We start from the raw sequence: 18,210 nt of genomic DNA on the forward strand, positions 1-18,210 counted from the left end.
GCCGCGGTCGTCAGCGCGACCGGACCGCTCGAGACCGACGAATACTCGTGACGGGACGGCGAAGCGATCGGTATGAGTGGAGCCGACGCCGAACGCGTCGAAGCGGAAGACGATGGGGCAGCGGCCGACGGCGACAGCGACGGCGGCGCACACACCATCGAGGTGACGCCGACGGAGTCCGTCGGTGAGGAGCGAGAGACGATCGACGTGGAGCCCTCGGACGAGCCGATCGAGGGGCCCGACTACGTCCTGTACGGCGGGAAAGGCGGCGTCGGAAAGACGACGATGGCCGCCGCGACGGCCCTCGACAGCGCCCGCGGCGGAACCAGCACGCTCGTCGTCTCGACCGATCCCGCACACTCGCTGTCCGACACCTACGAGACCGACGTTCCCGCCGATCCGACCCGGATCCGCGAGGACGTCCCCCTCTACGCGGCCGAGATCGACCCCGAAGCCGCGATGGAGCAGGGCGAGGCGGTCTTCGGCGGCGAGGGCGGCGGTGACGGATTCGGCGACGACGTGGCTGACAGTCCTTTCGACGATACCGGCGAGAGCAGTGGTGCTGGCGCCGGCGGGCCGTTCGGCGGCGCCGACGCCGGCGGCCCGGACGCGATGGGCGGCATGGGCGGTCTCGGCGAGATGCTCGGCGGCGACTCGCCGATGGACGCCCTCTTCGGCGGCGCGATGCCCGGTGCCGACGAGGCCGCCGCGATGCAACTGCTGCTCGAGTACATGGACGATCCGCGCTTCGAGCGCGTCGTCGTCGACACCGCGCCGACTGGCCACACCCTTCGACTGCTGAAACTGCCCGAACTGATGGACTCGATGATGGGCCGGATCATGAAGATGCGCCAGCGGCTGAGCGGGCTCTTCGAGGGAATGAAGGGGATGTTTCCCGGCCAGGAGGCTCCCCAGGAGGGCGACCTCGACGACCTCGACGAACTGCGCGAACGGATCGAACGACTGCGCGCGGCGCTGCAGGACCCCGCGCGGACGGATTTCCGGATCGTGATGGTCCCCGAAGAGATGAGCGTCTTCGAATCGAAGCGACTGCGCCAGCAACTCGACGAGTTTGCCATCCCCGTCGGGACGGTCGTCGTCAACCGCGTCATGGAGCCGCTGTCGGACGTCACCGACGACGTCCGCGGCGAGTTCCTCCAGCCGAACCTCGAGGACTGCGAGTTCTGCCAGCGGCGCTGGGACGTCCAGCAGTCGGCGCTCGCGGAGGCCCAGAACCTCTTTCGCGGCACCGACGTCAAACGGGTACCGCTGTTCGCCGACGAGGTCCGCGGCGAGGGGATGCTCGAGGTCGTCGCCGCCTGTCTGCGGTGACGCTCGGGGCTGTGGAACCTGGTCGATTACGCTTTTCCTCTCGAGTCGCGACGTGAATCCGTCGCGTCGCGCTCGGCGATCCACGTTCGAACGCGAGTGAGCGCGCGGGCGAACCGGCTGGTCGCGAGCGCCGCCCGCGTGCCAACCGGCTGCGTCTGCGCGTTAGCGCCCTCGTGCTCCGGTAGCAGCATGAGGCCGACGAACAGCCCGAAGACGATCGACGAGACGCTCAACCCGCCGAGAAAGTGCGATTCGAAGGCCATGAAAACGTAGATGCCGGCTGCGGTGCCGACGACGTAGGCCTTCCAGGTCGTCCAGTGACCCCTGATTCCGCGGCCGAGCGCGTAGACCAGCGAGCCGAGGTACAGCGAGCCGGCGATCACTCCCGTGCTGAGCAGCGGGTAGACGTAGGAGTTGTGCGGACCGCTGCTGGTGCCGGTATCCGAACTGAGCGGCGGATAGATCGACGAGTGGTCGAACTCCCGTCCGATTCCGAGCTGCGATCCGACGTCCGCGAATCCGATCCCCCACAGCGGCTCGTCAGCGAGGAGTTCGACGGAGCGCACCCACCGTTCGATTCGGTTCAGCAGCGTCGTCTGCATCACTTCGGGGACGTGACCGGTTCGGATCATCCCGTACAGCCCGACGATCCCGACGCCGATTCCCAGAAACGAGAGCAGCCGGTGGCGTCCGGCCAGCACGATAACCGAGCCGACGCTCACCCCGGCGAGCGCGGCGTCCCCCTCGCTCATGACCAGCCCGAGCACGCAGAGTCCGAGCGCGGCCACCCAGACGAACCCGCCGCGGACGAGGACGGTATACAGCGCGGCCAGACAGCCGACCATCATGAAAAAGCCGTACGGGTTGGGGTTGCCGAACACCGAGACAGTTCGGATCGCATAGAGACCCATGACCTCCTCGCCGACGAAATCGGGAAGGTCGGTGTCGGCCGTTCCGGCCCACCAGAGCACCAAGAGTCCGATCAGAGCGGCGGCGACGGCCGCGAGCGTGAGGGCCATCGCGAACGTCTGGCGTCGTCCCGCGACGAATCGAGGGAGGACGACCACGGTCGCGAACACGGCGAGCGGAGCGCTGAGCGCGACGTAGAAGAGTTCCGTGTGCGGATCGTGGAACCGGTACTGTGCCACCAGTCCGAGCCAGTACCCGCCGAAGAGGACGAGAAAGGCGGGATCCGCCGACAGCCGCACGCTCGTAAACAACACCCCGTATACGATGATAGCGGCGAGGACCGCACCCGATAGCAGATAGCCCTGGTCCGTCGAAAAGTACCACGTCGAGGGTGCGACGCTCGCGACGATGGCGAAGACGGCGAGCAGTGGATAGTGTCGCGGCACCGTCGGAGAATCATCGGAGGATTGGCCCAACAACTGCTCGAGGCCTCGTCCATCGCGCATTCTATTCGGTGATCGGTACCCACCGATAGTTCGTCATTGTGGTCGTTCTCTCTGGCTGAACAACCGGACGGGACTGACGGCGACCGAACCTGACGTTTCAGTCCCTCGTACAGTCGGTAATCACGAGAATCGCGGTGCTGCTCGAGCGTTGCCGTGAAACCTCTGCCCGCGTCGGGTTACCAGCGCTTCGTCGCTCGAACGACTACTCGCTCTCTTCGCCCACGGGGACCACCGTCACCGGCCGGTCGCTGTCGAGGATCACCGCCTGGACGACGCTGCCAAACAGCACCTTCCCGACCGGCGAGCGCCGTCCGACGCCGAGGACGATCGCGTTGCTGTCGAACTCGGTCGCGGCCTCGAGGATCTTCACTGCGGGTTCACCGGACGTCTCGTGAACCGCGAACTCGACGTCGCTTCCTTCGAGGACGTCGACGGCCGCTTCGATCGAAGCCGGAAGTCGGTCAGCACCTCGAACGGCCTCCATCTCTTCGGCGAACGTCTCGGCGAATCCGCCGCCGGCGGCCCATTCGGCGTCGGACGCCGACAGGTCGTCGTGGACGTGTAACAGATCGACGGCGATGCCGTCGTCGGCCGGAATCTCGAGGACGGCCTCGGCCTGGGCTCGAGCGCGCGGTGCGTTCTCGTCGACCGGCAGGAGAAGGCGGTACATGATCGTTCTTCGTCGGTGGGGTCCAAAAGCTTTCACACGCTTGCGTGGATGGCGGCGATTCGACGGCTGCTCGGTCGAGCGTCACTCTCGCATCGCCGGCTCGTCGATCGGCGACTCGAGGCGGACGGCGTAGACGAGCAGGCAGGCGGCGACGACGGAGCCGGCGGCGAGCAGCCACCACGAGCCGCGGTAGCCGACGGTGTCGGCGAGATAGCCGAACGCGGGTGGTGCGACGACGGAGCCGGCGACCAGCGAAAGCTGTCCGCCGGCCGTCGCGCCGCCCATCTCGTCGCTGGCGACCAGCGTCGCCATGTACGAGTAGTAGACGCCGGTGTTACCCATGACGAAGAAGCCGAGCACCGAGAAGGCGACGGCGGCGCCGATTGCGGTGTCAGTTGCGGCGACGACGACGAACAGTCCGGCGCCCGCGGCGGCCTGAACGATCAAGATGGCGCCGATTCGACGCTGCGGATCGCCGGGCAGCGTGTCGCTCAGCCAGCCGCCGGCGATGCGGCCGACGCTGCCGAACAGCTGGACGAGCGCGAGGACGATTCCGCCGACGACGACCGAGGCACCGATCGACTCCTCGACGTAGAGGACGGTGTACCCGGTCGTCGTGAACAGCGCGGCCCCGAGGAAGAAACCGGCAGCAACGAGAATGCGATACGGTCGGTTGTGCGAGAGCGCCCGGAAATCGGGATACTCCGCCGCGCCGTCCGCGTTCGCACCGCCGTAGGCGAACGCGAAGACGCCGGCGACGATCAGCCCGAACCCGGCGGCGATCAGAAACCCAGCCTGCCAGAAGAACACGCCCGCCAGTCCGGTGACGAGCAGCGAACTGATCCCGCTACCCGCGGTGACGCCGACCTGTTTGATCCCCATCGCGAGGTTCTGCCGGCCCGCTTCGATAGTGTCGTAGACGGCCTTGTTCGTCCCCGGAATCGCCGTCGAGTACAGCGACCCGAGGAAGAACGCAGCCGCTAGCAACAGTCCGTACGTCGGCGCGCCGGCGACCATCACGGCGCCCGCAGCCAGTCCAAGGAGTCCGAGCGTCAGCGTTCGCTTCTCGCCGAAGCGATCGATCAGTGCACCGACCGGGAGGAGCCAGGTCGCGTAGCCGAGCGTGAGCGCCGTCACGACGAAGCCGACCGTAAAGCGGGAGAGTCCGAACTCGTCGCGAAAGAGCGGCGTCGCCGCGAACACCGTGTAGTAACAGATGCTCGCGGACACCTGCCACATCGTCACGAGCGACACCGTTCGCCAGTACGACCGATCCATTCGACGTCGCCTCCTTTCTCGAGGACGCGCTTGTGTGCCTCGGTGGCGGAGACACGTTCCGGGTCGATGTGGTCGAACGGGCTGTTCACCAGTGCGGTGGCTGGCCGTCTCGTGTCGGCAGCCATCGGGGCGACTCGAGGAACGCCCTGGGACCAGTCGCCGCTACTCGCCGTCCCACTCACCGCCGACGCGATCGACGCCCATCATCTGCTCGCCCTGATGTTCGGTGAAGACGACTTTCATGTTCGCGTCCGGAACGTCGAACGTCTCGGCGAAATACGCCATGACGTCGAGTGCGAAGCGTCGTTTCCGGTCGACGGACCGACCGCGTCGAATGTCGGCGTCGAGAAAGACGATAGGGCCGTCGACTGCACGCCCGAGGTGGAGATCGGCAGGCTCGCGGGCGCGGATCGACACTGCGACGTGCCCCGCAGTCGTCGCCATTTGCTCCGTGTAGACGTCGGTGACGAACTCGGCCAACGCGGCTTTCTCGTCGGCCGACAGCGACAGCGTGGTATCGAACTGAAGGAGCGGCATGGCTCGAGAGAGGGAGCCAGCGGAGTTGTGTGTTCGGACTGTGCGATTCGACCGACCAGCGGGAATGGGCGTCCTTACCGCTCGGTCGAAGCCCACCGAGACGGTCACTGCTGTTGTATGTCACAGCGGCCATAATAAATCCACAACAGTTCTATCGAACTAAATCGCCATTGTTTATACCTACAGACTGGAAGGGCAGAAAAATGGTGTCTGATCCTACGCGAGCATATAAGAGATATGTTCTCCCGTTCTGGGCGTATCTCTGGCGTCTCAACGACCAGACGAAGGCCTACCTCAGACTCGACGCGCCCGCAATCGCGCGGGATATGAACGATCTTTCCGAGGAGGAACGGCGTCTCGCCGAGCACGCGTTCGCCGACGGTGGCCGAGAGCAGGCCGACGACGGCGAACTGCGCGGCGCCGATGGTGGTGGTCCCGGCGACGGTGACGACGGGAGTTCGGGTTCCGATGGAAACCCGTTCGACGTCGGCGGGTCGTACGGACTTCGACAGAAAGTCGGATTCGTTCTCGGCCCGTTGCTGTTCGCGCTCATCTATTTCTCCCCGACGCCTGAGGGACTCACTCCCGAAGGGCAGGCCGTCGCGGCGGTCACCGCCTGGGTCGCCGCCTGGTGGATGTCCGAGGCGATTCCGATCCCGGCGACCTCACTGTTGCCGATCCCACTGTTTCCGCTGACCGGTGCGCTTCCGGCCGAAGCGACGACGCCGTCCTACGCTGATCCGTTGATATTCCTCTTTATGGGCGGCTTCTTCCTCGCGATGGCGATGCAGCGGTGGGGGCTCCACCGGCGCATCGCACTGCGGACGATCAAGGCCGTCGGCACCGAGCCCTCGAGACTTATCCTCGGGTTCATGCTGGCGACCGCGTTCCTCTCGATGTGGGTCTCCAACAGCGCGACCGTCATGATGATGGTCCCTATCGCGCTGGCGGTTATCTACAAGACCGCCGATCTGGTCGAGGACAGCGGACTCGACATCGACACCAGCGAAGGAAACTTCTCGTTCGGGGTCGCGCTCATGCTCTGTATCGCCTACGGCGCGTCCGTCGGTGGCGTCGCGACGCTGATCGGGACGCCGCCGAACATCCTCTTTGCCGGACAGGCCAACGAGCTCTTCGGCGAGTCGATCTCCTTCGCACAGTGGATGCTCTACGGCGTCCCGATCTCGATCGTGGGCCTCGCGACCGTCTACCTCTACGTCACCCGCGTCGCGATCTCGCCGCAGTTCGACGAACTTCCGATCGGCGCGGACACGATCGATCGACAACTCTCCGAACTCGGTTCGATGACCAAACAGGAGCGACTGGTGCTCATCGTCTTCGTCGGGATGGCCGTCGCCTGGATCGGCGCGAGCCTGGTCGATCAGTTCGACGCTGCGCCGGCGTTCCTTCCCGGGCCGCTCGCGACCGGACTCGAGTTACTCCTCGGCATTCCAGTCCCCGACGACGCCGACACTGTCGTCGCGATCGGCGGAGCGATGGTCCTCTTTACGCTCCCGACGAAAACCGAGGACGGCGACCACACGTTCTTGCTCGACTGGACGAACGCCGTCGACATCCCGTGGGGCGTCATCCTTCTGTTCGGGGGCGGCCTTGCCATCGCCGGCGGCTTCGGCGAAACCGGGCTCGCGGTCTGGATCGGCGAACAGCTGCAGGCGCTCGAGGGAGTCAACATGATCTTCATCCTGCTCGCGGTCGTCGTCATGACGATCTTCCTGACGGAGGTCACCTCGAACACGGCGACGACCGCGATGTTGATGCCGATTCTCGCAAGCGTCGCGATCGGCATCAGCGTCCATCCCTTCGGGCTGATGATCGCGGGCGCGACCGCGGCGTCGTTCGCGTTCATGCTCCCGGTGGCGACGCCGCCGAACGCGATCGTCTTCGGCAGCGGCTACATCACGCTGCCCCAGATGGCTCGGATCGGTTCCGGACTCAACATCCTCGGCGTGATACTGATCACGCTGGTTGCGATCCTCTGGCTCCCGATGGCCTGGGGGATCGACATCACGACGCTGCCGGACGCGTTCGCGGCGGCCTGGGATTCGTAGCGGCTGGCAACCGTTCCAGCCCGCTTCACCCAGCGGTCGACGGAACCCGATGCGATCTGCTGAATGCGTCCATTCTCCACCAGAATATTACCAATGGTTACCGCTTTCCAAGCCGCTGGGAACCGACTGCGCGCTTCATACTCTCGACCGAATAAGTAGTATTTGAGACGGTATGCCAGACCATGACTACCCAGACCAGACGCAGGCCGACGCGATCCTCGAGACCCTCGAGGAGGCCAGTCCGGCGACGATCGCCGAACTGGCGGCCGCTCTCGATGACCACCCCGTGACCGTCGAGCGGCGCTGTCGCGCCCTGCAGCGCGCTGGGGAGATCCGTCAGAGCACGGGCGGCGTCTACACGCTCGTCGAGTCCGACCTGAGCGCTCGGCCGACGGCGACGCCGGACGCTCCCGCCGACCAGCACACGACGAATCCGGCCGACTGATCGCCGCCACCTCGAGCGAGGGCCACCGTGACTCGAGCGAACGTCCCATAGCACCGTTTCGCTCGGGGACCGCGACACACCACCCAGCCCCGTCCCATAGCACAGCACTTCGTCTACCGTTTCGCTCGAGGGCGCGTCGACCGTTCGGCACGGCTGGCCGTCGTCCGTCTCAACAGTATCTCAGCGGCGTCGTCGACTGCCGACGACTGTTCGTTCTCACCGCGGTCTCAGCTCGGTACCAGATCGTCACTTCGCGACGCCGATCCAGTTCAGACCAGCTTACGCAACAGTCGGTAGCCAGTGTCGCGCAGCGTATCGGGCAGGAATCTGGCGTAGACGCCGTACTGAGCGAGCGGACCGACCGGATACCGAGCCGGCGGCTCCGGCGCCCGTGCACTCTCGAGGATCGCCTCGGCGACGTCGTCGGGTTCGGAAGCGAAGGGGCCGCCGCTGCCGCCGCCGATGAGTCGCATCTCTTCGTAGAGTTCGTACAGCGTCTCGTAAGCCGGTGATCGCTCGGTTTCGGGGAGCTCCTCGCCGACCCGATCGGCGAAGTTCGTCTCGACCGGGCCAGGCTCGATGACGACCACGTCGATGTCGAACTCTTCGACCTCGGCGCGCAGCGAGTCGCTCATCGCCTCGAGGGCGTGTTTCGAACCCGAGTAGGCGCCCGAGCCGGCGAACGAGACGCGGCCGAAGACGCTCGAGACGTTGATGATTCGGCCGGCGCCCTGTGCGCGCATGTGAGGCAGTGCGGCGCGGACGAGCCGGTGTGGTCCGTAGACGTTGACGTCGAACTGACGGTGTAGGTCCGACGTGGAGATGTCCTCCATCGGCCCCATCTGCGCGTAGCCGGCGTTGTTGACCACGCAGTCGATCGCGTCCGCTTCGTCGACGACGCGTTCGACGGCTCGCGAGACCTGATCCGGGTCGGTCACGTCCAGTTCGAACGTCGTACAGCCGGCCTCCGCGAGCGCCTCGATATCGTCGGTGTCGCGCGCGGTCGCGAACACCTGCCAGTCGTCGTGGAGAAACGCCGTCGCGGTCGCGCGGCCGATCCCCGACGAACAGCCCGTGATCAGCACCGACTTCTTGCGCGTGTAGCGGTCGTCCTCGTCGCCGACGGTCGCGGTCTGCGAGTCGGATTTGGGTTCGGAGTCGGAGTCGGCGTCGCTCGAGGCGGAACGGGTCGACGCGCTCGCGCTCGCGGCGGTCTCCCGTTTCTCGGTGTCGTCTCGCTCCTCGATCGTCGGTCCGTCCACGGTCGTTTCGACTCCCTGCTCGTCCTCGAGCACCTCGTCGTGTTCCTCCTCGCCGGACCCCTCGGCGTCGTCGACGTTAGTCATACGTGACCGGTTCGAGCGACGATACCTAAGTATCGACGGTTTGTCGCGCTCACCGTACCGTTCGAATCGGCAGGCGCCGGCGCCAGTGGGCACCCGCCGACGGTGCGTGCTCGAATTCGAACTACGCACTTGGTCAGTTTCGGTGACTGTCCTGATTTCCGTCCGTGAGCTATTCACTATGGTGGTACTTAGTACCACACATGAGTTCCGAGACGACGAACCGACCCGTGTTGGCCGCGGTCGGGAATCCGGCCCACACCGAACAGCTCGTCCGAACGGCCGGTGATCTCGCCCGCGCGAACGACGGCGCCGTCGAGATCGTGTCGGTCGTCGTCAAGCCGTACGAATCGCCGTTTTCGGTCTACTCGGACGAAACGATCCTCGAACAGTACGCCGGCCGAAGCCAGCAACTGATCGACGACGCCGTCGCGGTCGCGCCCGCGGACGTGACGGTCGAGGCCTCCCTGGTCGTCAGCCACTCGGTGGCGGACGGACTGCTCGCGGCGGTCGACGAAACCGACGCGCGGGCGCTCGTCATCGGCTGGCACCAGCGGGACAGCCGCACCGACGCGCTCCTCGGTACCGCCGTCGACCGCGTCCTCGAGCGCGCGCCGTGTGACGTCTACGTCGAACGTATCGGCCACGAAGCAAACGGCGTCGACTCGATTCTGGTGCCGGTCGGCGGCGGCCCCCACGTCAGGCCCGCGGTCGAGGTCGCGAAAGCGATCGCCGCCCGAAACGACGCGACCGTCGGGCTCTGCTCGGTCGACGACGAAACGACGCCGGCGGCGGCCCGCGGGTACGTCGACGACGCGTTGGCGCTTCTGGAATCGGCGCCGGGGCCGCCCGTCCGGACGGAATCGTCGGTTCTCCAGGGCGAGAACGTCGTCGAAACGCTGCTCGAGCGGGCAGACGAACACGACGTGCTCGTCTTCGGAACGACCCGTCAGGGTGCGTTACAGCGGCGACTCGTCGGCTCGATTCCACAGACGGTGACGCGACGGGCCGATCGAACGGTGTTGCTAGCTCGCGACGGCGAGTCGGTCGGCCGGTCGCCGCTCGAGCGGGTTCGACAGTTCTGGCCGGTTTCCTAGTATCGCTGCTCGCTCACGGCTCCTCGCCCTCGAGGAACTCCCGCTTCGCTTCGGTCGCGTAGCTGTCGGCCCGACGGACGGGTTCGGGGAGTTTGTACGACGAGGCGAGCGCGAGCGCGGCGTCGGCCGCTGTCTCGGGGCCGACGCGGTGGCCCGGACTCACGTAGAGCGGGTTGATGTAGCGGTCGGGCGACTCGTACTGTCGCGTCTGGACCGCGTAGCCGAGCAGCGTCCCCGCGGGCGCGTCGACGCGCTCGGTGGCCTCAATGGGGACTCGAGTGCCGACCTCGAGGTGCTCCGTCGACCCCTGCGGCTCACCACAGAGCAAACTCTTCGCGATGCCGATACTGGGAACGTCCCGAACGACGCCCATGTGGGTCGCGATGCCGGCCTGCCGGAAGTGGATGCGGCCGCTGCCGTCGAACAGCGCGAGATCCGGCTCGACGGACAGCGTCTCGAGCGCCTCGAGGATCGGCCGTCCCTCGCGAAAGGAGAGCAAGCCGGGAATGTAGGGGATCTCGAGCGACGTCACCGCGTGGACGCGCTCGACGACCTCGCCGCCGCGCATGGCGACGACGGCCGAGAGCGCGCGGTCCTGGTCGCCCGCCTCGTTCGTCAGAAACGACTGGTCGACGCCGACGACGGTGAGCGGGTCGGCGCCGCTCGAGGCCGCCGCGAGGGGGTCACCGAGCGTCGACGGGTCGAACTCGAAGTCGTCTTCGAAGACCGCCACGTCGGCGATGTCGCGCTGGAGGGTTTCCATGTCGTCGCGCTCGAGGGCGGGATCTGGTGCGAGATCGGGCCGTGGGGGTGCCATTACTGTGGGGACGTTGACGGCGGTCGAAAATCAGTGTCGGGGTTGCGAAGCAGTGTGGGAGTGAATGGACGGACGGGGCGAACCGATCCTCAGAACCGGCGACGGCCGCCGGGTCCACCCGGTCCGCCGGGTCCGCCGGGACCGCCACCGCCGAGTTGTATTTGACTCGGCGTACGAACGTTTTGCGTCCGCTTGACGTATTCGCCGTAGGCGAGGCCGATCAGGAGACCGACCAGGTGGGCCATGTGGGCGATTCCGCCGCCACCGCTACCGCCACTCCCGATGAAAAAGATGCTGATGAGCGCCGTCCCGGCTGTGAGGATCCACAACGGCATCGGGATCATGAAGAAGAGGTAGACGCGGAGGTCGGGATTGAGGATCGTAATCACCCCGAGAACTGCGAGCGCGGCTCCGCTCGCGCCGAGAACCCCCGTCGTTCCACCCTGCAAAGCGGTGATACTGATCTGTGCGAGACCGGCGACCGCACCGCTCACGACGAACAGAATCGCGAACTCCTTCGATCCGACGTACCGCTCGACGAGCGGTCCGAAGAAGAATATCACGATGCTATTGAACACGATGTGGAAGAAATTCGGCGGCAGTGCGTGAGCGAAGACCGACGTCACCCACGTCCAGACGTATTCGGGATGTTCCGGAGAGAGCACGAACAGCGACTGGTAGAGCGTCGGTCCGCCGAGGAACGCCACGAGGCCCTGGGCGACCCAGGTGAGCCAGATCAACAGCAGGAACGTGTACGTCATGTTCCCGCGGAAGTACGCGAGCGGCCCGCCCGCCCCGGTATCGATGGGTAACTTGTCGCTCAGACTCGAGGCCCTCGAGGTGGTTCCCCCGCTACCGCCACTGTCGAGGCTGTCGTCGAACCCGCTGTCGAAGACGCCGCCCGGGTCGTTCCAGTCCTGGATCCCGGTGCAGTTGTGATTCTCCGGCAGGCGGTGTTCGCCGCAGTAGGTCCCCCCGCAGTGACGACAGTTGTAGGGCATGCTTTCGTCTTTCCCACACGCGTCGCACTTCGCCATTGACCGGGGCTAAGGGGAGCACCGCTAAGGGATTTGGGGTTCGTTCCGTCTGCTGAGTAGCGGCCGCCACCCTCGCCGTCACGGCTTCGTATGGCTGGGTTTACCCGGCCGAACCAGTTACTTGGGCGACACTAACTCGCCGTATGGAGTCATTTAAATTACTGTTTCGGGCCGACTCGCTCGAGTCCCGACGTCGATCGACCGCCGGGCTGCCGGTCGCGGACTGTACATTTTTGCCCGCCGAGGCCCCATACCGAGGCGTGCAAGGATACGAGCGCAAGCAGCTGCTCGAGCGCGTCGAGCGAGAGGGCGCGACCGTCGGCGCGGACATCCCGGAGACGATCACCGTCCAGGGCGAGGCGATCGACCTCCGGACGTTCGTCTTCGAGATCAAGCGCCGCGAGACGGTCCCGCCCGGCGAGCGCGACCGCGTCGAGCAGGCCAAACGGAACCTCCGCCGCGAGCGCGTCGAACGCCTCGAGGCCATCGAGGAGGGCGACATCTCCCGCGAGGAGGGCGAGGAACTCGCTCAGAGCATCATCGGGATCGACCGCGCGCTGAACGCCTTAGAGAGCCTCGGCCCGACGGATCTCGAGCGAGAACAGCAGGCCAAGCAGGCCGCCGATACAAAGCGCTGGATGTCGTTCCTTAAGAAGGCGCTTGGCGAAAACGACGACGGCAGTTCGCGGAGGGGTCGGTAGATGGCCACGAACGCCGAAATCGCCGGGCGCTTCGAGGAGTTCGCCGACCTGCTCGAGGCCGACGACGTCGAGTACAAACCCCGGGCCTACCGCCGCGCAGCGGAGAATATCCAGGCCCACCCCGTCCCGATCGCCGACCGCATCGAGGACGGCGACGAGGAAATTCTCGACGAGATCGACGGCGTCGGCGACGCCATCTCTTCGAAGGTCGTCGAGTACGTCGAAACCGGCTCGATCGAGGAACTCGAGGAACTGCGCGCCGAGTTGCCGATCGACATCGCCGACATCACGCGCATCGAGGGCGTCGGCCCGAAGACGGCGGGGAAACTCTACCGCGAACTCGGGATCGAGACGTTAGACGACCTCGAGGCGGCGGCCGAAGCGAGCGAGATTCAGGCGGTGAAGGGGTTCGGCCCGAAGACGGAGGAAAACATCCGCGACGGGATCGAGTTCGCCCGCGAGGTCGGTCAGCGCCAGCTACTGGGTGAGGCGCGTCCGCTCGCCGACGACGTGCTCGCGTTTCTGGAGGGCCTCGAGGCGGTCGAACGCTGCGAGGTCGCGGGATCGATCCGCCGGTGGCGCGCGACCATCGGCGACGTGGACGCGCTGGTCGCGACCGACGCGGGCGAGGAGGTAATCGAGTCGTTCGTCGACTGGGATTCCGTCGACGCCGAGATCGAGTCCGGCCCCGAGAAGGCGAGCATCCGGGTCGGCGAGATCCGCGTCGACCTTCGCGTGGTCGTCCCCGGGGAGTTCGGCTCCGCCCTGCAGTACTTTACGGGCAGCAAGGACCACAACGTCGCCCTGCGCAACTACGCGATCGACCGCGAGATGAAGTTAAACGAGTACGGAGCGTTCGACGTCTCCGACCTCGAGGACGCAGAAACCGGACAACGCGTCGGCGACCGCGTCGCCGGCGAGACCGAGGCGGGGATGTACGACGCTCTGGGGCTGCCGTGGATCCCGCCGGAACTGCGCGAGGACCGCGGCGAAATCGAGGCCGCCGCGAACGGCGACCTCCCCGAGCTCGTCGCGCGCGAGGACATCCGCGGCGACCTCCACAGCCACACCGAGTGGTCCGACGGCAACACGAGCATCGAGGCGATGATCGACGCCGCCGCCGAGATGGGCTACGAGTTCTACGGCGTCGCCGACCACGCCGAGGGGCCAGGAATCGTCGGCGGGATGGGCCTTCCCGACACCGAAATTCTCGAGCAGGTCGAGGCGATCCGCGAGGTCGCCGCCGCGGCCGATATCGAGGTCTTTGCGGGCATCGAGGCCAACGTCGACGCCGAGGGGGAGATCGGCCTCTCCAAGGAGGTGATCGACGCGCTGGACGTGATCGTCGCCTCGACCCACAGCGCGCTCGATCAGGACGCCGAGACGGCCACCGAGCGACTGATTACGGCGGTCGAGAACCCCGCGGTCGACGTGCTCGGCCACCCAAGCGGCCGGATGCTCAACGAGCGCTCCGGACTCGACTTCGACGCGACCGCGCTCGGGAGCGCCGCCGCCGAACACGGCACCGCCCTCGAGGTCAACTCCAACCCCCGCCGACTCGACCTCTGGGGCAGCGCCGTTCAGGCCGCTCTCGAGGAAGGCGCGCCGATCTCGATCAACACCGACGCCCACCAGCCCTCGACGCTCGAGTACATGCGCTGGGGCGTCCACACCGCCCGCCGCGGCTGGGCCGAGCCCGCGGACGTGATCAACACCTGGGAACTCGAGGACCTGCGCGAGTTCCTGCACTGATCCCGTTCGTTCGTCTCTGCACTCATGCGATTCCTCCTCGACGTTATGTGCGGCGGGCTGGTCGCTTACCTTCGGATGTGCGGCCACGACACCGTCTACGCCGGCGATCGCGACCTCGAGGCCGACGACGCCCTCCTCGCGTGTGCCACAGCCGAGGACCGAACGCTCGTCACCCGCGACGTCGACCTCGCGGCTCGCGCCGACGAATCGGGATCGATCCTCCTCGAGTCGCTCGAGGTCGACGACCAGTTGGCGGAGCTATCGAACGCGGGCGTCGACCTCACGCTCGCCGACGAGCCGCGGTTTTGCGGTCGCTGTAACGGTCGACTCGAGGCCGTCGATCGGGCGGCGTCGTCGGGCGCGGTTGAGACGCCCGAGTACGCGCCCGCGGCGGACGAGACCGACGTCTGGCGCTGTCGAGCGTGCGGACAGTTCTTCTGGCGCGGGAGCCACTGGGAGCGCGTCGAACGAACGCTCTCGAGAATCGATGCGGACGGTTGAAAGCGGTCGGCAACCGGTGTGGCCAACCGCCTTCGCTCGGATTCGCTGGGGATGCGGTAGACCGTAACCTACCTGTTTAGTACGAACGCGACGTCGAGCGTTGTGCGATACTCCTCGATCGTGCCGTCGTCGACCTCCGCGGTCTGTGACTCCACTTCGATGCCGGTGATATTTTCGAGCGTCTCGTCGGCGTCGTCGAGCGCGTTCTCTGCGGCGTCTTCCCACGATTCCGTCGAGTTCCCGGTCAGCGTGATGACTTTGACTGTTTCTCCCATAGTCCACTGGGTCCACGTCTCGGAGCGGAGTAGAGATTGGGCGTGAGAATGCCACCCACTCGAGATGGACTCCCGCTCGAGGTTCAAGTGACCGTCGCCACCGGAATCGTTTCGCCGATCGGCCGTGTACGATACGCCGTCCATGTCAAACGATACCGAACAGCTCGATCGAGCGGGACGCCAGGCCGCTTACATCACCGACGAGTGGAGCACCGATCCGGCGATCATGCAGACGCAGGCGCTCTGTTACGTCGGATTGCAACTCGAGCGGATCGCCGACGCACTCGAGGACAACGGCGCGGACGCGGCGAAACGAACGGAGTGATCATCGCCGCACGAATCGATCGGCTCACGGTCGGCGATCAGTAGACTGAGACGTCGTCGAATCGGCCGTCGTACGCGATGTGGTCGGGGTGGGTCGGCTCGGTCCCCGAGAGGAACAGTCGATCGGCCTTCTTCCAGGTGTTTTCGTAGCACAGATGGGCGAGTTCGCCCGCGGTCACCGACCAGCGCCGACGGCCGTTCTGGTAGACGACGCGACGCGCGGCGTTCGCCTGCAGCGCATCGACGAGGTCGTCCTCACCTTCGATTCCACCGTCGAAGACCGTGTGGGCGACGCCGATCGTCCGCGGCAGGTGAGCGTACGATGACGTAAACGGAGCGACCTCGAGCGCGTCGGCGAGGTCGCGAGCGCGACGATTGTGCGAGGGCAGGTGTTTCGGGTTGAAAATCTCGACGGCGTCGACGACGTCACGGTACCGGCGGAGATCCGTTTCGTCGACGCTCACCGTCGCAAATTCGGGATGGGGGACCAGTACGGCGGCGTCCTGGCGTTCGAACTCCGCCATCGCCGTCTCGAGCGGGATAAAGTCCGGAACCGGCTCGTCTAAACCGATCGCGAGGACGTGCTTTCGGTTGCGCCAGGAGCCCGCAAACACTTCGCGGGCGGGAATAACAGTCAGGGACTCACTCGAGTAGTCGGCTGCCTCCCGACGGATCTCGGGAATGCGCGTGAAATGGGGGGCGTAGACGATCGCGTCGAGTCCGGCGTCGATCGCCCGTTCGACGACGCGGTCGTCGAGCACCTTCACGTGGCAGTCGATTCGGGTCTTCACGGCTGTCCCCTCGCTCTCGCTCACGACTGCCCCTTTCGAGACGGTCGAGTTATGAATTCTGATTTTCGGACTGTGCAATCGAGACGACGAATCGATAGCGGGTGACTCGGCGTACCGGTCGGCTGTATCCGCTTGCGGACCGAACGGCCGCTTTCAGCGATCCGGGATCGACAGTTCGAGCGCGCTCGAGTCAACAGACCTGTCTGCGAAAGGATAATGAGGCCGGCCGCTCGATACCTCAGTGATAGTGAATGGCCTGGGAATGCGGAATCGACGGCTGCGGGGCGGTGTTCGAGGACGTCGAGTCGACCGTCGTCCATCAGGCGACGGAACACGAACGACGCGAGTGTAAGGTCTGCGGAACCGTCGTTCCGGACGGCTACCTCGCGATCCGCCACGCCTTTACCGAACACAGCCGCGCCGAGTACGTCCGCGCCTACGGCGCGAGCTCCGAGGACGTTCGCAACCGCGAGGAGCTTTTAGAGGAGGTCGAAGACGTCGCGGACATGCAGACGATCGCACGGGAATTGAAGCGGTAGCGTCGGCGTCTGCGGCCGACCGTTTCGCGCGACTCACTCGACCGCCGTCCTCGAATCGCGCTCGCTCACGTAGCACCGAGTTACCGCCAGTGCGTACAGCGGCACCACCCCGACGGCGACGACGAGGACGCCAACGTACGGAATCAGTGCCGCGAGGACGCCGCCGATCGCGACGAACGCGATCAGCGCCCCGACCTCGAAGAACCGTCCGTCGGAGGCCTTCCACCCGGCGCGCAAGCCTTCGATCGGTCCGAGATCGTCGAGGACGATCGCCGGCGCCGCCAGCGCGACCCGCATCGCGAGGTAGAGCCCGGGCACCACGAGCAACGCGAGACCGACGCCGACGAGTCCCGCCGCGACGACTCCAGCAGCGATCAGGGCAGGGAGGCGTCGTGCAGCGACGCCCGTTCGTTCCGTCAGGGATCGCGTCCGATTCGCGGTCGCGTCCGCTGCGACGAGGGCGGCGATACCGAACGCCAGCGAGGCGAGGACCGCCGTCAGGAAGGCGTTCCCCGCGACGCCGACGACGAACAGCCACAGCACCTCCTCGAGGACCGAGAGCAGTTCGTTCGGCACGGACTCCGAGAGCACCACGTCGTAGACGTCGGTGGCGATGCGGACCGTCAGATCGGCCCCGACGTCGACGAGTTCCTCGAGCAACTCGAGGCTCACCTCGAGGACGACGCCGAGCACTGCGACGACCGAAAACGGAAGGAGGAGTTCGGGGTGCGCCCGGTAGGTGGCGACCGCCCACTCGAGTCGGTCACGCAACGAACGAGCGGGCGTCGAGTCACCGGACGATGCCTCGTCCATAACGGCCGTTCGCCGTCGAGAGTGATTACCGTTCTGATAGGCGACAGGACGTCGCTTCGACAGTCGGCGGACGAATCGCCGCCCGGCCTCGAGTCCGTAGCGAACGCTGCGCGCGTCGCTCACGGGTCGTTTCGCCCCGTTTGCCACACAGCCTTTGCACCGCCCGCTCACTTCACCTTACAAAATGTAGTACAAAACGCCGACTCGCTAGCGCTCGTCACTGTCTGCTCACGGGCACTTCGCGCCCGTTCGCACGGTCCGACGAACTACCGTTCGTCGCTATCCAGCACGCGGATCTGGTCGCCCCGCACCGTCACACGGCTAAATTTTACGTCGTCGGGTTGCCTCGCTGTGCTCGACAACCGCTCCTCGCAAAATTTAGTCTACGCTCTTCTGTAGGAGATTGTTGATACTGCTCAGCTGTCGCTGTGGAATCGAAGAGAGCAAGGACACCGCGTCAGCGGTGTCCGTTAG

At 66.0% G+C, this 18,210-nt stretch carries 19 protein-coding genes; 9 read left to right on the plus strand and 10 right to left on the minus strand.

Going from position 1 to position 18,210, the window contains the following annotated elements; genetic code table 11:
- Positions 1-72: 72 nt before the first annotated feature.
- The gene (locus C493_RS17480) at positions 73-1,332 is read left to right on the plus strand and encodes an ArsA family ATPase (RefSeq protein WP_007260816.1); all 1,260 of its coding nucleotides are present in this window, start codon (positions 73-75) and stop codon (positions 1,330-1,332) included.
- A gap of 26 nt (positions 1,333-1,358) precedes the next feature.
- Here the strand turns inward: C493_RS17480 and C493_RS17485 are convergent, their stop codons facing one another.
- The 4 genes from C493_RS17485 to C493_RS17500 form a co-directional block, all read right to left on the minus strand.
- Positions 1,359-2,747, minus strand: a complete 1,389-nt coding sequence (locus tag C493_RS17485; protein WP_049889447.1) for an O-antigen ligase family protein — start codon at positions 2,745-2,747, stop codon at positions 1,359-1,361.
- 202 nt (positions 2,748-2,949) lie between these two features.
- Positions 2,950-3,417 (minus strand): universal stress protein, encoded by a 468-nt coding sequence (locus tag C493_RS17490; protein ID WP_007260818.1) that lies wholly within the window; start codon positions 3,415-3,417, stop codon positions 2,950-2,952.
- An 81-nt stretch (positions 3,418-3,498) separates the two neighbouring features.
- Entirely contained in the window at positions 3,499-4,695 is a 1,197-nt protein-coding gene (locus C493_RS17495) for an MFS transporter (protein WP_007260819.1), read from the minus strand.
- Positions 4,696-4,857: 162 nt separating this feature from the next.
- Complete coding sequence (locus C493_RS17500) at positions 4,858-5,232, minus strand: tautomerase family protein (protein ID WP_007260820.1); 375 nt, start codon at positions 5,230-5,232, stop codon at positions 4,858-4,860.
- Between the two features lie 203 nt (positions 5,233-5,435).
- Between C493_RS17500 and C493_RS17505 the strand changes: the two genes are divergently transcribed.
- Together C493_RS17505 and C493_RS17510 are read left to right on the plus strand one after the other, a co-directional pair.
- Positions 5,436-7,301 (plus strand): SLC13 family permease, encoded by a 1,866-nt coding sequence (locus C493_RS17505; RefSeq protein ID WP_049889448.1) that lies wholly within the window; start codon positions 5,436-5,438, stop codon positions 7,299-7,301.
- Between the two features lie 172 nt (positions 7,302-7,473).
- On the plus strand, positions 7,474-7,746 hold the full coding sequence (locus C493_RS17510; RefSeq protein WP_007260822.1) for a helix-turn-helix domain-containing protein: 273 nt from the start codon (positions 7,474-7,476) through the stop codon (positions 7,744-7,746).
- 269 nt (positions 7,747-8,015) lie between these two features.
- Here C493_RS17510 and C493_RS17515 read toward each other — a convergent pair whose 3' ends face one another.
- Positions 8,016-9,092, minus strand: coding sequence for an SDR family oxidoreductase (locus C493_RS17515; RefSeq protein ID WP_007260823.1), 1,077 nt, complete (start codon positions 9,090-9,092; stop codon positions 8,016-8,018).
- Positions 9,093-9,292: 200 nt separating this feature from the next.
- Here C493_RS17515 and C493_RS17520 point away from each other — a divergent pair, with 200 nt between their 5' ends.
- A complete protein-coding gene (locus C493_RS17520; RefSeq protein WP_007260824.1) occupies positions 9,293-10,186 on the plus strand; it encodes a universal stress protein in 894 nt (297 codons plus the stop codon).
- A gap of 13 nt (positions 10,187-10,199) precedes the next feature.
- On the opposite strand, the gene C493_RS17525 is transcribed toward C493_RS17520, so the two are convergent.
- Positions 10,200-11,003 carry an endonuclease V gene (locus tag C493_RS17525; protein ID WP_049889449.1) on the minus strand — a complete coding sequence of 268 codons (804 nt, stop codon included), beginning with the start codon at positions 11,001-11,003 and terminating at the stop codon, positions 10,200-10,202.
- Between the two features lie 89 nt (positions 11,004-11,092).
- Positions 11,093-12,040, minus strand: coding sequence for a rhomboid family intramembrane serine protease (locus C493_RS17530; protein ID WP_049889450.1), 948 nt, complete (start codon positions 12,038-12,040; stop codon positions 11,093-11,095).
- Between the two features lie 260 nt (positions 12,041-12,300).
- Here C493_RS17530 and C493_RS17535 point away from each other — a divergent pair, with 260 nt between their 5' ends.
- The 3 genes from C493_RS17535 to C493_RS17545 are packed head-to-tail and all read left to right on the plus strand — an operon-like array spanning position 12,301 to position 14,994.
- Entirely contained in the window at positions 12,301-12,741 is a 441-nt protein-coding gene (locus C493_RS17535) for a DUF5788 family protein (RefSeq protein WP_007260827.1), read from the plus strand.
- Complete coding sequence (polX, locus tag C493_RS17540) at positions 12,742-14,493, plus strand: DNA polymerase/3'-5' exonuclease PolX (RefSeq protein ID WP_007260828.1); 1,752 nt, start codon at positions 12,742-12,744, stop codon at positions 14,491-14,493.
- Positions 14,494-14,517: 24 nt separating this feature from the next.
- Positions 14,518-14,994, plus strand: a complete 477-nt coding sequence (locus C493_RS17545; RefSeq protein ID WP_007260829.1) for a DUF5615 family PIN-like protein — start codon at positions 14,518-14,520, stop codon at positions 14,992-14,994.
- 68 nt (positions 14,995-15,062) lie between these two features.
- On the opposite strand, the gene C493_RS17550 is transcribed toward C493_RS17545, so the two are convergent.
- Positions 15,063-15,269 carry a dodecin family protein gene (locus C493_RS17550; RefSeq protein WP_049889457.1) on the minus strand — a complete coding sequence of 69 codons (207 nt, stop codon included), beginning with the start codon at positions 15,267-15,269 and terminating at the stop codon, positions 15,063-15,065.
- A 142-nt stretch (positions 15,270-15,411) separates the two neighbouring features.
- On the opposite strand from C493_RS17550, the gene C493_RS17555 reads away from it, so the two are divergent.
- A complete protein-coding gene (locus C493_RS17555) occupies positions 15,412-15,594 on the plus strand; it encodes a hypothetical protein (protein WP_007260831.1) in 183 nt (60 codons plus the stop codon).
- Between the two features lie 37 nt (positions 15,595-15,631).
- Here the strand turns inward: C493_RS17555 and C493_RS17560 are convergent, their stop codons facing one another.
- Positions 15,632-16,408, minus strand: coding sequence for a PHP-associated domain-containing protein (locus C493_RS17560; protein ID WP_007260832.1), 777 nt, complete (start codon positions 16,406-16,408; stop codon positions 15,632-15,634).
- 227 nt (positions 16,409-16,635) lie between these two features.
- On the opposite strand from C493_RS17560, the gene C493_RS17565 reads away from it, so the two are divergent.
- Positions 16,636-16,923: a DUF7565 family protein gene (locus C493_RS17565; RefSeq protein WP_007260833.1), complete on the plus strand. Its 288-nt coding sequence runs from the start codon at positions 16,636-16,638 to the stop codon at positions 16,921-16,923.
- A gap of 33 nt (positions 16,924-16,956) precedes the next feature.
- On the opposite strand, the gene C493_RS17570 is transcribed toward C493_RS17565, so the two are convergent.
- Positions 16,957-17,736, minus strand: coding sequence for a hypothetical protein (locus tag C493_RS17570; RefSeq protein ID WP_152421194.1), 780 nt, complete (start codon positions 17,734-17,736; stop codon positions 16,957-16,959).
- Between the last annotated feature and the right edge of the window lie 474 nt (positions 17,737-18,210).

The sequence above is a fragment of the Natronolimnohabitans innermongolicus JCM 12255 genome (genome assembly GCF_000337215.1).
In the GTDB taxonomy this organism is placed as follows: Archaea; Halobacteriota; Halobacteria; order Halobacteriales; family Natrialbaceae; genus Natronolimnohabitans; species Natronolimnohabitans innermongolicus.